The following is a 13,372-nucleotide window of genomic DNA, read 5'->3' as shown; positions in this document are numbered from 1 at the left end:
ACTTCTTAAATTGGCACGCTCCAATAAAATCAACAAGCAATGGCAGACGACAAATCGTGCATCCTGTTTATCGATGATGAACCGTTTATTTTAAGCACCCTTCGCGATCTCTTTGATGATGAGTATCGTGTTTTTACTGCTGCCACCGGCAAAGAAGGGCTTGAAATATTAAAACGGGAAGAAATTAAAGTTATTGTCTCTGATCAACGCATGCCCGGAATGCTTGGTCATCAGGTTCTCCGTGAAGCAAGAAACATTAAGCCCAATACGGTTCGAATGCTTCTTACCGGCTATTCTGACCTTGAAGCCATATTAAGTTCCGTAAATGCCGGCGAAGTTTTCCGCTATATCAATAAACCGTGGAATACCGAAAGTTTGACGAAATTGATTTCGCTTTCGGTCAACATTTATGATAAAGTACAAGAGGTTCAAACCTACATCCCTGAATCCATTCGAAACAAAAGCGGTGCGAATCAATTCAAAACGCATTTGGAAGTACAAGAAAAGAGTATTCAAGTCCTTTTCGTGGATTTTAATCCTCCCGAATTAAACCGTTTGGTGGAAACCTACAGCAAATCGTGCGAGACTTTAGGTGCGACAACAGTCGATGAAGCCTTTAAGACACTCGCGAAAACGCCGGTTTCTGTTGTGGTGAGCAACGTTAATTTTAATGAAGAGGATCCGATCAATTTTTTAAGCGCGATTGGAAAAGAATATCCGCAAATCGTTACCGTTATTCTAACGGAAGTGAAGGACGCAACACTTGCCGTGCGCTCGATTAATGAACTCAATGTCTTTAAGTACTTAATTAAGCCTTCAGACGAACCAAAGCTTGAAGAAACCATTATTGAGGCTGCGAAAAAAAATTCCCATTACCGAGAGACACCCGAGAAAAATATTCGCAGAACAGCTGAAACACTCATTCCAGATAGCGGATACACATCGGCTGAGGAAAGTGCCTTGCGGCTTCGATTACGAGCGGCACAATCAATTCTCTCCCGTACGCCAAGAAGTTAAAAATAGAATTTCTACCCCATCCGACTACTTATTGATTCTATTCGTTTGTTTCATTATTCCTTCCCAAATAAATTTCTCAAAGGCTCCTCCTCGTTTCCAAAAATTCAAAGATTGGTTTTAGATTAAGCGCCAAATATAAAAATTAAAATCTCTTTTTTATCTTTACATGCTTTTTTTATGATTAAAGCCAAAAGAGATAAAAAATATGCTGTTTAAGACAAGGATTATCGTCTAATGAAAATATATCTCTTCTAACGATATATTAATTTACTTTTTTTATAAATTGACAGAAAATGAATTCGGAATTTTAGAAATTTATTAGAATTTATTATAAATAAGATTTGATTGAGTGTTTCAAGTATATCGAATTAATAATAAGAAATTTCTATTCTAAACGAAGAAATGCACTCCTTAATAGAAAGGGGGTTGTTAAGGTTGTAAGAACACCCATTATTACTAAAATTGAAAAAATTTCTGTACTTATAAGACCGTTTCGATAAGCAATATTCGCAATGACCAGTTCCATAATACCTCTTGCATTAAGACCAACGCCTAGTGTCAATGAAACCTGTCTGTTAAGTCCTATAAGAGTCCCTCCAAAAAATCCGCCTGCAATTTTTGATACGTAAGAAACAACAATAACAGATAATAAAAGGCCAATATTGCTTATAGAAGAAACAATAAACTCAAGACCGATACCTGCGAAAAATATTGGAGCCAAAAATCCCATTGCCATATTGCTTGTTGTCGTTCCAATAGCTGTTAAATTATCTTTACCAATAAGAGAGTTGCTAATTAACATTGCTGCAAAAAATGCTCCAACAATAAAATGAAGACCTAGATTTTCAGTAACCGTTGAAAACAAAAGAATAAATGCAAAGAAAAATGCAAATAATGATTCTTTTCCTTTTAACAAGGACATAAATTTATCAAGAGATTCTTGAATATAATTGCCTTTTTTTAATAATTTTTTTATTACTAAATATGCTAAGGTCAAAAGTGAAATAAAGACAATTAATTTGAAAAGTGATAATGAAACCGCAGTAGCAATAGATGCTACAGACATGTCAGAGTTTTTTATATTTAATAATACACCTAAAATTGATAAAGCCAAAACATCATCAAAGATCGCGATTGAAATCAATTTCTGCCCGACTTCGGAGTTTATTTTCCCTAAGTCCATAAGAATTCGAATGCTTACAGGAAGTGCTGTAATTGCAACGCATAATCCTATAAAAACTGTTGTCATGATATCTTGATTAAATATGTATCCAATAAATATTCCTCCAAATATTGGTACAAAAAAAGCCATAAGGGAAATGATGATATTTTTTCCTTTTAAGGATTTTAGAATATCATCAATATCTATTTCAAGCCCCGCTAAAATTACTAATAAGAATATCCCTAATTCCGAAATTACTTTAATTTCTTCGGTTCTGTGTATCAGATTCAATAAACTTGGACCTAAAATAATTCCTGCAATTATTTCGCCAATCATTGCAGGTTGATTAAATCGTTCAAAGATTTCTCCAAAAATTCTTGCTCCTACCAAAAGGATGAGCAAGTTGGTGAAAAAGGGGAATTCAATCTGTGCTGCACTCATAGGTAATGAATTCAATAGTGATATATGATTCCTTGATTGTAGAACTTCAACTAGCTTGGTTTAATTACTTTTCTCAATCGTTAGCTTAAAGGTAGAAGTATTGATTTCCTAGCTTATTTGAAATTTAACAGTTATTGCATTTCTAAATGTTAAATTTTTGTGCAGAGATTTTACCACATTAGAGATTCGTTTTGAATTGGAGCATTAAGCAAAACCGATGTTCGGTAAGGCGAGTTGAGCTTAGCAAAAAGTTTTCAGACTTGGTGTTGCTTGGGTCCCTTTGAATAGAGTTTCATTTTTCCTAAAAGTCATTAGTTGCACAAAACTCCAAATTTGCATGTTAACTCACTAAAAGCAAGAGACTTGTATGCAGCCGGTTTTAATTTGACCAACCAACTGTTTTTTTCCATTGTTCAATTTCTTCTTTTCGTTTTTTAAAATTTATCGGAGGTGTTTGGTTTTCATTTTTCGCTTGTTCTCTTATAATTTTTGTTTGTTCTTCAAGTGTGTTCAGGCCGATAGATTTTCGCCTTTGGTTTACTTTTTTCAAGTCATCAAAATCGTTTGGGCTTAATTCTCCGGTTTCATCCCAATCAAATTGAGTTCCGTAAAGTTGAGGTTTTCCATCAAATACTTCTACTCGGTCTATCAAGTAAGCTAAGTATATAGAGTCGGCGTTGTTTTCATTAACAGCGACTTCTAATAGTTTCACACAATTTTTCATAAAGTCAGGTTGTCCAATAGAATGTTGTATAATCAACCAAGCGGCTTGACTTGCTTCTTTTCCGATTTTATCGGATGTTGGATAGCCGATTGTGTCAATTATTTCGTTTAAGATTTTTGCGTTTCTGATGTGCAACTCTGCCATTTCTTGGTTATATCCGTCATGTAGTTGATGGCTTTGAACAAGTTTGTCCCTTAAAGCTAAGTCCGCGTTTTTAAGATCAATTATTTTTTTGGCAATTTCTTCGTAAGTCATACTCTTGCTTCTCTTTTTTTTTACTTCCCTCGAGACCGCTTATAGGTGTGATAAAATCACATAAATATAGATGACAAGGTTGTCTGGTGTTACTCCTTTTTTTTATCCGTCAAAAGGCCATTTTTTGATATGACATTTAACTTATTCATCAACATTTCTAAAATTATTTTTGAAGTAGGAACAATTCGGTTTTTTTAGCTTTTACTTTTCAGTACCGCAATGAGCCTATGGAGTTTAATGTAGGAACGATTTGACAGGGAAGGGATGGTGGTTTCAAAAGGCTCAACACCTCATTTATCGCGAGAAGGAAAAATGCGTCTCATTTTGACCGATGCGAAGGGAGAAATCTTTGGTGTGCTGAAGGTCAGAGATTTCACGCTGCGAGCCTAATGAGCATCATAAAGCCTCGAAATGACAAAGAGGGAGGTCATTGAGCCTGTCGAAATGACCGTGTCATGTGGCAGGTGGTTTCAAGAAGCTCAACCACCACACAGGCCCATCCACCACGCGAATAATCGGCGTGCAGAATTCTGGACACTCTTCTTTTGCTGGAATGACATGAAAAGAAATGCCGTGGGGTTCCAAGAAGCGCAACCCCCTTGCAGCACAATCATACCCTAAAACACGCATTTTTCAACTAAATTTAAGGCTTTCAAAAAGTAAGAATAGCTTAAAATCAATTTGTTTTTAACTTAAAAACGTTTTGTTTTAAGCCTTAAAACATTTTGTTTTTAACCTTAAAACAATTTTAAAGAGCTGCTTTTTTTCGGTGATTTTCCCCAATGTTTCGATTGAATTGCTGCTTATCGAAGGTTATTTCACACTTGACTTCCATTTCAAACACGCGTGAAATCGCGGAATAATTCCTTTTCCAAAACGGACGCTTGCTTAAATTACCAGACGGTATCTAACAACAAAACGAAACGACCATTGAAAAGAGCTTTCATTCTTGGGCTGTTCCTCCTCACTTCTTCCGCGCTTTGGGCGCAAATTCCTACCTCTTACTACTTTCCGCCAAATACCCGATTGAACGCGCAAATTACTTCGCCTGAAAAATTTTTTGGGTTTCAAGTGGGTGATTGGCATTTAAGGCCCGATCAAATCGACGCCTATTTTCAGCTGTTGGTGAAGGAATCGCCGCGGTTGAAGGTTGAAACGATTGGCCAAACGGTGGAGATGCGGCCGCTCATCTTGGCAACGGTGAGTTCCCCAGAAAACATGAAGAATTTGGAATCGATAAAAGCGGCACATCGAAAGCTTACAGAGCCCTTGGCTGGAAAGCCGGCGTCGCTTGGGGCAATGCCCTTGGTGGTTTGGATGGGGTATTCGGTTCACGGCAATGAACCCAGTGGTGCGAATGCATCGGTGCTTGTTGCGTATTACCTTGCGGCGGCAGAAGGAGAGGAAATTGAATCTATTCTAAAAAATACGGTCATTTTACTTGACCCGCATATCAACCCGGATGGCATCGCACGCTTTGCACATTGGGCAAACATTCATAAAGGGGAAGTCATCAACCCCGATGCGAATCACGCCGAGCACCAAGAGCCGTGGCTTTCAGGACGGTTTAATCATTATTGGTTTGATCTCAATCGCGATTGGATGCCCGTTCAACAAAAGGAATCCAAAGCTCGCGTGGCAAAATTTCATGAGTGGATGCCCAATATCTTAACGGATCATCACGAGATGGGCACCAACGCAACATTTTTCTTTCAGCCCGGTGTGCCTTCGCGAACAAACCCGCTCACCCCAAAAATCAATCAAACCCTCACTGAGAAAATTGCGGCCTTTCACGCCAAAGCGCTTGATGGCATCGGTTCTCTTTATTACACCAAAGAGGGATTCGATGATTTCTATTACGGCAAAGGCTCAACCTTCCCCGATATTCACGGCTGTGTGGGCATCTTGTTTGAGCAAGCGAGCGCTCGCGGTCATGCCCAAGAAAGCAGTAACGGAACGGTAACTTTTCCATTCACAATTCGCAATCAAGTAACCACTTCGCTTTCAACGCTTCGCGCAGGTGTGGCACTTCGAACGGAGCTACTTCAGTATCAGCAAAACGCTTTTGCAACGGCGTATGAAGAAGCCCTGCGCGATGCAACCAAAGGGTATCTCATCAGTGCGGGCGGCGACCGTGCAAGGCTCTTTCATTTTCAAGAGATCCTTGCAGCGCACGGTATTGAATTCAAATCGCTAAAGAAAGATTTGGCGCAATCGGGGTTAGTCTTTAAGAAGGAAGAAAGTCTTTACCTGCCGCTTGTTCAGCGCGAAACCAAGCTTTTGCAAGCGATGTTTCAAGAACAAACCAGTTTTACCGATAGCCTATTTTATGACATTTCGGCGTGGTCGATGGCGCGGGCGTTTGGATTTCAATTTGCGCCTTTGAAACAAGCCCCGGAAGTTGAAGCAGTTCCCACAACCTCTTTTCCGAAAGGGGAAATGCCAAGTGCCACCGGAAGCATTTATGCCTTTGCCTTTGAATGGAAACATTATTATGCACCCAAAGCGCTGTATCGCTTGATGAAATCTGGGATTCGCGCGTATGTCGCTCGTGAGCCTTTTTCCACCGGAGAGCGCCAGCGCTTTGCACAAGGCACGATTGTCATTCCGTTAGGAAATCAAAGCCTAAGCCAAGAAACGATTAAACGGCGGCTGGCTGAGATTGCAGAGCAAGATGCGATAACGGTTGTGCCACTTACAACCGGCTTAAACCTTGAAGGTCCGGCACTTGGGAGTGAGAAATTTTTGCCGCTTGAAATGCCAAAAATATTGCTCATTACAGGGGCGGGTGTTTCACCAACCGATGCGGGCGATGTTTGGCATCTCTTGGATTCGCGGATGAATATGGCCGTGACGCTCTCGGAGGGGCGGCGTATACGCGCGATGAATTTGAATCGTTACAATATTCTCTTGATGACGGGAGGCACGTATTCAGAGCTTGATGCGGAGTCGGTGAAGAAGATTCGCGATTGGGTTGAGGCCGGCGGAACGATGATTGCGCTGGAATCGGCAGCAGATTGGGCTATTGAAAAGGGGCTTTCATCGGCAGTGATAAAAAAGTTAAAAAGCGATACGGTAAAGCCCGGCAATGTTCCATTTCGGGATGTGGCGAATTACGAAGGCGCAAAGGTTCTCGCCGGCAGCATTTTTGAAGTTGGGCTTGACCTGACAAATCCGCTCGCGTTTGGATATGAAGAGCCGCGTCAATTTCTTTTTCGAACCACACGTACTTTTTTAGAAAAGCCTAAGCAAACGGCAATGCCCGCGTTTACTTATGCCCAAAAGCCGCTTCAAAGCGGTTACATGCATCCTGAACAAATGCCGCTTGCGAGCGGTGCCGCTACGGGAATTGTAACCGCACGGCGGAATGGAAGCGTGGTGGTGTTTCCGGAGAATCTCTGTTTCCGTGCCTTTTGGCTTGGTACGAATAAAATTTTGATGAACGCCATTTTCTTTAGTGCGCTATTGCGGGAATCGCGCGGCGGGGGAGGGGAAAACGACAATCACTAGAATCACGATAATTAATTTGAAACAATGAATTCACTTCAAGACTATCTTTTGCAAATGAGCCCAAGCATCACAAGTGCATTTGAGCCGGAATTCAGAAGTCGATTGGTTTCGATGGCGGAAGAAGAAAAGGCCTATCTGCAACTTGGGGAGCGTCTGCTAGAATTTTCGCGGTTTAATGAAGCGGTTGCGGCATTTCAAGAAGCTGAAAAACGCGGCGAAAAAAGTGAAGAGCTTTACTTTGGCTTAGGCGGCGCGCTGCTTAACGCAGGAAAATTAAAAGAAGCGGCGAGTGCTTTTCAAAAAGCCGTGGATGTGAATCCCTCAAAGCCCGATGGCTATTTTTATTTAGCCAATGCGCTCGATGACTTGGGCGAAAGCACCAAGGCCATTGAAGCCGCGGAATCTGCCTTAAAGCTTGACCCCAACTTTGCCGAGGCAAGAATGGCGCTTGCCTTTATTCATTTTCGAATGGGGAATAAAGAGGCACTCGAAAGGGAGTATCGACTTTTAGAAATGACCGACCGCGAACTTGCGCTGCGTGTGAAATCGCTTTTGTAAATTGCAGGCAGTTAAATCAAAATATTTTATGAAGACCAACATCATTTCCTCGCTTTTCTTCATTGGGCTTGCAGCACTCTTAACTGCGGGATGCGGCGAAAACAAAGCCGCTGAAGATATCACAGCCCTTGAGCAACTCGTTCGTTTTGAACCGAATAATGTTAAAGCCCGCTTCAGATTGGGCCTTGCTTACTCAAGCGTAAAAAATTATGATAAAGCCATTTCCTCTTGGAAAGAGCTTCTCAAAATCAGCCCCGATGATACCGCGGCACTTCAACTGCTCTCTCTAACTGCGTTTCGATTAGAACGGTATGCCGATGCCTTACCTGCTCTCACGCGATTAGCCCAAATGCAGCCTCAAAACGCCGAAGCCCAACAAAACTTGGGCAATGTGCTCATGAAAACCGGTGACTTTGAAGGGGCAAAACTTGTTTATAAAAAAGCCGTGGAATTGAATCCGGAAATGTATGAATCGCTTTTTAGTTTGGGTGCTGCTTATGTGAACTTGGGTCAAAAGGACTCTGCGCAAACCGTTTATCAAATGATTCGAGAGAAGAATACCATTCTTGCCAATCGCTTAAAAGAGAGAATTGAAGGAAAAGAGTAGCGCAATTTGGTTTCGCGCAGTTCTTTGTAAAACAAGACATCTTTGATGATTTTTTCGGTGGGTGGTCGTGTAGTGTGTGGGTTCACTTGTTTATTGTTTCAAGTCGCTTCATTTAGGCTGGTGCTTCTGAAAAGCAACGCAAGAAAAACCCAAAAGAGCAACGATGACGGCATTTTCCCAACAATGTCTTGAGCGTATTCAACCACCAGAATCGAAAAGAGAATGGAAAGAAGCGCCATCGAAATTGGCTTTAAGGGTTGCTCCTGTAGTTTCCAATAAGAAGTCACGCCGCGAACTAAAATATTCCCCCAAAGAAAGAGATAGAATAGAAGCCCAATCCAACCTAATTCGACCGCCACGCGAATCAAGCCTGAATCGGGTGGGAAATTGGCAAGAAATGTGTTTGGTGAAAATCGTTGTCCCCATACGCCGGTAGAGCCTAAGCCGCCGCCAATCGGATGAGATGCAATCCAAGGCATGATCATTTCCCGATTTTTTTTCCGCACGAGATACGAAGGATCATTTGAGCCGTTAAAGGCCGATTGAAGCCGAAGCAATTGATAATTGTTGGTGGGCATTTGAATCAGCCCAAAAAGAAAGAGACCAAAGATTGCCGCTGTGACAAGCATTTTAACAGAGCGCGCGAGAATCGTCATCATCATAAAGGAAAGCGGGAGAATCACAAAGGCCGAGCGTGTTCCTGAGTAAAGCAACGCAAATAAGAATAAGACGGCAGCGGTGGCATAAAGGAATTGCATCATTCGCTTTTGCGCGGTTACGGCAAGCACACCCGAAACGACAAGAAAACACGCCATCAAGATTCCGTATTGAGAGGGTGATGCCATTGTCCCGAAGCTTCGCCAACGCCCGTCGTTAAAGACAAGATGAACGGCTTCGTGTGAGACGATGTAAGTCATTTCAAAATCAAAATATCCTGCGTAGTACTGAACAATGCCCCACATTGCAGAAAGAACCCCGAATCCGAGTACAACATTCAGAAGCGTAACCACCGATGCCTTGTTGCTTAAGGCGTGATAAACAATAAAAAAGAAAAGAACATAGCCCACCGCAGGACGCATAACATAAAACCACGCTTCCCGCGAAGCCGCTTGAGGGTTGGCAATTTGAGCGAGATTATACCCAATCCATAGAACGATGGGAAGATTGAGGGGCGTTTTGAAAGTCCGCCACTCTCCATTTCGATAAGTGCGAATCAAAAGCCCCGAAAACATAAAGAGAATCAATACGTCTTGAATCAAGCCAATCTGAATGGATGGGAGTGCCATTAAAAGAGTGCCCAAGAAAAAGGCAAAGAAAAGCAAGAGGTAAATTCCAACCTGTTGGAAAAAGAGGGTTGAGAAAACAATCGGGAACCCAATCGAGGCTGTGATAAAAAGAATGAGAATAACACTTCCCATTTTAACGCCAAGCAAGGCAATGCCAATACCCATTAGCGCAAGTATAAATATGCCTAAAGGCGATTCAAGTCGGGGAAGAATGAGCTTGGTATAAACGCCGTTTAAAAGTCGCTCGCCGAGCGTTGGCTGAGCGACGTGTGGCCTTTGCGAGATTGCGTCTGGGCTGGTTTCGCGGTGAATCACTGATGCTCCGTTCTTAATGTGGTGTCATGAAAGTGATGAACGGTGTGGATGAATTTCCCTTGATTTTCTCGCTTTAACCCTTGAAGCGTTGAGCGGAAAATTCTTAGCCCGAAATCAGGCAAATGCAATGCCATTTGTAACATCGATTTTCGAACCAACGGCGACTCCGAAATCAGCAAGGCAGAAACGATTAAACACAGTGAATTGAAAATCCCAAAAGGTACTCCCAAAATAAGGTGATTCGGAAAAGTGCTATAAATGAAGAAATAGATGATTTCAACGCCTGTGACGGCCCAAGCAATGAGAGCATGAACGGAACGAGGCGGCCGAAGCAAAACAATCAAATACAAAAGCGGGGCAATCCATTTCTCGCGAAGAGATGAGAGAATTAAATCGAGGGCATGACAGAAGGCATTAAAATATTGAGCGCCAAGCCATCGAATGCGTTGCTTTTCGAGTATGGTAGGCTCGGCGCTCTTTTCTTCATACACAACCAACTCGGGAGCAAAAATCGAAACAAAGCGTTTTTTATAAAGCTCAATCATTAAGCTTTTATCCATTCCGGGTGAGCGGGAATCAAGGGTTTGAATGGCTTCGCGAAACCGTTCATAGCGAAAGGTAACTCCGCTTCCGCTGATTTCTAATTCACCGCCAAGCCGAAGCAAACCCAAACGAAACATCCTATCATTGAGATGCTCCGAAATAAAATCGAATTGCTCTGAAGCATTGCTTACGTTGAGAGGAAGCCGTTTGCCCTGAATCAAATCGGCGGAAGTATGAAGGTGTGGTAATAGTTTTTCAAAATAATTGATTTCCGGTAGGTTGTCTTTATCCAGCAAAAGCAGGTGCGACGGGTGAAAGTCCATTTCATCGATTTGCGAAACAGCATATCGCAAAGCATGATGATACGGGTTGCCAGAAAGATGTTGGAAGGACGCTTCAAGCACCGTTATAGGGAGCGCTTTGGCTTTCGCAACAAGTTCCGGAGCGGTGTCTTGAAAGAGCACCACGATTTCCGATTGAAGATTCGGGTGACGAAGCAAAGCCCGCGCTTCCATCAACCGATGAAGCACGGTAAGTAAAAACGAATTTGGTTTATAAGCCGCAATCAAAATTACAAGCCTTGGGTTGGGGTATAGCAGGGTCATGCGTCGTTTTAATTCAATACGGCTTGAAAGGGAGAGCACCAACAGTAGAATCGAAAAAAAAGTTAGTATGAACCCTATTACTGACAATACGGTGAAAACAATTTGTCCGAGAAAATCGAGAAGAATCATTTATGCTGCTTTTCCAAATGAATGTTGAAGAATCTGTTTGGCAAAGATTCGCAAGCGGCTGCGCTTTTTGGGAGCCTCTCCGATGAGTGACTCCATTTTCTCGATGAATGGGCTAAAAACAACGGCGCCACCAACTTTAATCATTCGGCTGAGCTCTCCGGTGAGCCGCAAATCGGCAGCGGAGAATAACCGATTGGCTTTAAAGATGTGAAGTGCGGCATCGGTTACTTGTGCCCACTCGCTCCAATCAGTTGATTCAACCAGTGCGGGAGGCAAAATGAAGATGAAATCAAATTGGGTTTTAAGAATATTGAAATCGGCTTGCCACATATTTGGCGTGCGCTGTTCAAAAGGAGAGCCTTCGCTGGGGTCAAAAGTGAGAATGCTTTCTGAGATGATACTTGAAAGAGATTCGCCATTGATAATCTCTGAATACTTTTTAATCGTTACATCGTTAGTATTTGAGGGTTCATAACCGGCATGAAGGATTAAACATCGATATCCCGCTTTTGTCAATAAAGATTGGGTATCACGGGCAATGTCAAAAACGCCTTCGCTTTGATGCGTTGAAAACCACAAAGTGACTTTTTCTTCATTTTGATTTTGAATGAAGTGTTTGCGAAGCCGCTTCAACTGCTCGTTTTTAATTTGTGCCACTTGAACAGGGGCGATAGAAGATGACTCTGTGCTTTCAGAAGAAGGAATGGCGCAAATGACTTGAAAAGGTGAGCGCGCCTCATAGTGTTCAACACTTTGAACGGATTTATCCAAGAGTTCGATGAGGACCAATGTGACGACCACCAAAATAAAAGTGGCAACACCGGCAAGTAAAATGAGCATTAGGCGTTTTGATGGCTCTGCACTACTAGGATATTTGGGCGGGTCGATAATGGTTATATCAGTTCCTGATTGCCCAAGCTCAACCGACTTGGCTAAGTTCAATTTATTAAGTAACACGAGATAGCTTTCCTGCGCGACATAAATCTCCTTTTCCATTGTTCCAATATTTGATTCGAGAGGCGCAAAGCGATTCGCATATTTTGACATTCGCTCAATCTCTCTTTCAAGAATTGGCAAGCTTTCAGTAACCGCAGAGAGTTCAAGTTCATTGGACGTGTATCGGTAAAGTAAATCTTGGCGGGATTCGCGGATATCATAGGGTTGATCGCGAATGAGGGTTTTGATTTCAGATTCAATTTTTGATTTTAAGTTGGCAATTTGAATTTCAATGGTTGTATCGACTATGGATTCGAGTGACACACGGTTTTGAATTCTCCGTTGGTTCAAGAGTGTGAGTTCTTCTTTTAACTTCACAAGCCGAGCGTTTGATGTAATGTTTATGGGCAAAGACCCTCGCGATTGAAAGGCCTCGCGGAGTTTCTCTAATGCCCGTGATTTCGATGCTTCGGTTTCTCTCAGATGAGTTCGTTCGATTTCAAGTTCAACGAGTTTTCCAACAATCGCTTTTGTATGCTCACCCAAATTGATCACATTGTTTTGAACCTTATATCGCTCAAGCCCTTTGATTTTTTGGTCAACCACCGTTTTTGCTTCACGAACCAAGCGTTCATACATTTCACGGTCGAATGAAGAGCGTGAGCGTGAAAGAAAGGCATATTGAGAAATCATTGCATCAATCATTAACCCCGCGAAGTACACGGCTTTTTTCGGGGAATCGGCTTCGAAAGAAACGCGAATGAAAGCGCTGTTTCGAATTCGACCAATGCTTGTCGCTTTTTGAAGGTCTTCGCCTGAAACGCCTTCTTGATCCAAGAAGCGAGATAGCTTTTGCCACTTCTCGGAATTCACCCCTTGCTGAGCGCTTTCGCGGCTTTCAAAAGAAATGGAATCAAGTAAGGCAATCACTTCCAGTGAATCAGAAATTGGGAAGGGCGCGAGTTCCCAATTAAAAAATTGATGTTTCGCGAGATAGAAATCGCGCAGTGAATTCACGCGAACTTCTTCCAAAGTTCGTTGGCTTTTGAGAAGCTCAATCAAGTTTTCAAATCGAAGATTGATCTCATGCTGTTGCAAAGCGTCTTCGGTGAGGCTCAAACTTTTACTTTGTTGCAAATTTAGTTGCATCAAGGCGTCGGATTGATAAACCTTCTTTTCATTGAAGGTTAGCCCATACATAACAGCAGCTGAAAGGATAGGAATTGCCACCCAGAGTTTCCACTTCTTCAGAAGCGTTCGAACAATTGAAATAAATTCGGTCAT

At 42.2% G+C, this 13,372-nt stretch carries 9 protein-coding genes; 4 read left to right on the top strand and 5 right to left on the bottom strand.

Features of this window, described 5'->3' with window-relative positions; translation table 11 throughout:
* The first annotated feature begins 39 nt into the window (after nt 1-39).
* Nucleotides 40-1,017 carry a response regulator gene (locus SFU91_06430; GenBank protein ID MDX2128656.1) on the top strand — a complete coding sequence of 326 codons (978 nt, stop codon included), beginning with the start codon at nt 40-42 and terminating at the stop codon, nt 1,015-1,017.
* 385 nt (nt 1,018-1,402) lie between these two features.
* Here the strand turns inward: SFU91_06430 and SFU91_06425 are convergent, their stop codons facing one another.
* Together SFU91_06425 and SFU91_06420 are read right to left on the bottom strand one after the other, a co-directional pair.
* Nucleotides 1,403-2,620, bottom strand: coding sequence for a cation:proton antiporter (locus tag SFU91_06425; GenBank protein MDX2128655.1), 1,218 nt, complete (start codon nt 2,618-2,620; stop codon nt 1,403-1,405).
* Between the two features lie 379 nt (nt 2,621-2,999).
* Nucleotides 3,000-3,599: a DUF6624 domain-containing protein gene (locus tag SFU91_06420; protein ID MDX2128654.1), complete on the bottom strand. Its 600-nt coding sequence runs from the start codon at nt 3,597-3,599 to the stop codon at nt 3,000-3,002.
* A gap of 930 nt (nt 3,600-4,529) precedes the next feature.
* Between SFU91_06420 and SFU91_06415 the strand changes: the two genes are divergently transcribed.
* The 3 genes from SFU91_06415 to SFU91_06405 are packed head-to-tail and all read left to right on the top strand — an operon-like array spanning nt 4,530 to nt 8,274.
* On the top strand, nt 4,530-7,109 hold the full coding sequence (locus SFU91_06415; GenBank protein MDX2128653.1) for a M14 family metallopeptidase: 2,580 nt from the start codon (nt 4,530-4,532) through the stop codon (nt 7,107-7,109).
* 24 nt (nt 7,110-7,133) lie between these two features.
* Nucleotides 7,134-7,667: a tetratricopeptide repeat protein gene (locus tag SFU91_06410; GenBank protein MDX2128652.1), complete on the top strand. Its 534-nt coding sequence runs from the start codon at nt 7,134-7,136 to the stop codon at nt 7,665-7,667.
* Between the two features lie 28 nt (nt 7,668-7,695).
* Nucleotides 7,696-8,274 carry a tetratricopeptide repeat protein gene (locus SFU91_06405; GenBank protein ID MDX2128651.1) on the top strand — a complete coding sequence of 193 codons (579 nt, stop codon included), beginning with the start codon at nt 7,696-7,698 and terminating at the stop codon, nt 8,272-8,274.
* A 98-nt stretch (nt 8,275-8,372) separates the two neighbouring features.
* Here the strand turns inward: SFU91_06405 and SFU91_06400 are convergent, their stop codons facing one another.
* Genes SFU91_06400 through SFU91_06390 form a run of 3 tightly spaced genes read right to left on the bottom strand, consistent with a single transcriptional unit; the run spans nt 8,373 to nt 13,372 of the window.
* Nucleotides 8,373-9,875, bottom strand: a complete 1,503-nt coding sequence (locus tag SFU91_06400) for an O-antigen ligase family protein (GenBank protein MDX2128650.1) — start codon at nt 9,873-9,875, stop codon at nt 8,373-8,375.
* Nucleotides 9,872-11,152: a glycosyltransferase family 2 protein gene (locus tag SFU91_06395; protein ID MDX2128649.1), complete on the bottom strand. Its 1,281-nt coding sequence runs from the start codon at nt 11,150-11,152 to the stop codon at nt 9,872-9,874. The genes SFU91_06400 and SFU91_06395 overlap by 4 nt, the downstream gene beginning before the upstream one ends.
* Nucleotides 11,153-13,372, bottom strand: coding sequence for a Wzz/FepE/Etk N-terminal domain-containing protein (locus SFU91_06390; protein ID MDX2128648.1), 2,220 nt, complete (start codon nt 13,370-13,372; stop codon nt 11,153-11,155).

Source organism: Chloroherpetonaceae bacterium, assembly GCA_033763895.1.
Classification (GTDB): domain Bacteria; phylum Bacteroidota; class Chlorobiia; order Chlorobiales; family Thermochlorobacteraceae; genus JANRJQ01.
The sequence above is the reverse complement of the archived record's forward strand: the minus strand, read 5'-3'. Positions and strand labels throughout refer to the sequence as shown.

Coding starts and splice junctions, on each gene's coding strand:
- SFU91_06430 (MDX2128656.1), top strand. CDS start 40: ATGGCAGACGACAAATCGTGCATCCTGTTTATCGATGATGAACCGTTT.
- SFU91_06425 (MDX2128655.1), bottom strand. CDS start 2,620: ATGAGTGCAGCACAGATTGAATTCCCCTTTTTCACCAACTTGCTCATC.
- SFU91_06420 (MDX2128654.1), bottom strand. CDS start 3,599: ATGACTTACGAAGAAATTGCCAAAAAAATAATTGATCTTAAAAACGCG.
- SFU91_06410 (MDX2128652.1), top strand. CDS start 7,134: ATGAATTCACTTCAAGACTATCTTTTGCAAATGAGCCCAAGCATCACA.
- SFU91_06405 (MDX2128651.1), top strand. CDS start 7,696: ATGAAGACCAACATCATTTCCTCGCTTTTCTTCATTGGGCTTGCAGCA.
- SFU91_06395 (MDX2128649.1), bottom strand. CDS start 11,152: ATGATTCTTCTCGATTTTCTCGGACAAATTGTTTTCACCGTATTGTCA.
- SFU91_06390 (MDX2128648.1), bottom strand. CDS start 13,372: ATGACCGAATTTATTTCAATTGTTCGAACGCTTCTGAAGAAGTGGAAA.